The sequence below is a fragment of the Vibrio sp. 10N.222.48.A3 genome, assembly GCF_041475345.1.
In the GTDB taxonomy this organism is placed as follows: domain Bacteria; phylum Pseudomonadota; class Gammaproteobacteria; order Enterobacterales; family Vibrionaceae; genus Vibrio; species Vibrio tasmaniensis_A.
Map to the genome: position 1 here is coordinate 1 of NZ_JBFRVX010000883.1, position 1,189 is coordinate 1,189.

The 1,189-nt window shown below is 47.9% G+C and carries 2 protein-coding genes; both read left to right on the forward strand.

The window, feature by feature from the left end; all coding sequences use genetic code 11:
- The coding region (locus tag AB4653_RS21330) for a glutamine amidotransferase-related protein (RefSeq protein WP_408063586.1) at window positions 1-214 on the forward strand (214 nt) is incomplete at its 5' end.
- A 9-nt stretch (window positions 215-223) separates the two neighbouring features.
- The coding region (trpD, locus tag AB4653_RS21335; protein ID WP_372105280.1) for an anthranilate phosphoribosyltransferase at window positions 224-1,189 on the forward strand (966 nt) is incomplete at its 3' end.

Here is a 1,189-nt window from a genome sequence, read left to right on the forward strand (position 1 = left end):
GCATGTATCCGATAGTCTAACAGTGACCGCTGAAGTCGATGATTTGGTAATGTCTGTAGTTCAAGAACAAGACAAGGTTTGTGGATTCCAATTCCACCCTGAATCGATTATGACGACCTACGGTGCAACGCTTCTAGCGAACGCTATCGAATGGGCTCTTGATAAACCTCTTCATCTAGAGAAAAGCTCTACTCTTGATAAAAAGACTAACTAGGAAACGATCATGGAACAGATTAATAAACTTTACGAACAACAGTCTCTTACTCAAGAAGAAAGCCAACAACTGTTTGATGTGATCATCAAGGGCGAACTAGACCCAATTTTGATGGCTTCTGCGCTAACTGCACTAAAAATCAAAGGCGAAACGCCCGATGAGATCGCTGGCGCCGCAAAAGCACTGCTTGCCAATGCAAACCCGTTCCCACGTCCTGATTACGATTTCGCTGACATCGTGGGTACAGGTGGCGATGGTCATAACACCATTAATATTTCGACGACTTCAGCATTCGTTGCAGCAGCGTGTGGCTTAAAAATCGCGAAGCACGGCAACCGCAGTGTATCGAGCAAATCAGGTTCTTCTGACTTACTGGATTCGTTCGGCATTAACCTAGCGATGACAGCAGAAGACACTCGTACTGCAGTCGACGAACTTGGCGTAGCATTCCTATTTGCTCCGCAATATCACGTCGGTGTACGTCACGCGATGCCTGTTCGCCAAACAATGAAAACACGCACTATCTTCAACATCCTTGGCCCACTGATTAACCCTGCTCGCCCTAACATCGAGTTAATGGGTGTTTACAGCAAAGAGCTAGTACGCCCTATCGCGGAAACCATGCTGCAAATGGGTATGAAGCGTGCTGCGGTTGTTCACGGTAGCGGCCTCGATGAAGTGGCTATTCACGGCGAGACGATCGTTGCTGAAATCAAAGATGGCAAAATTCACGAGTACACAGTGACACCGGCTGACTTTGGTTTGAACACTCACCCTCTTGAAGCAATCAAGGGCGGCGAGCCAGAAGAGAACAAAGCCATCACAACCGATATCCTTACGGGTAAAGGCACTGATGCTCAAGTTGGCGCAGTAGCCGTGAACGTTGCTCTGCTGATGCGTCTATTTGGTCACGAAGATCTAAAAGCCAACGCACAGCAAGCGATTGACGCGATGAACTCTGGCAAAGCGTACGAG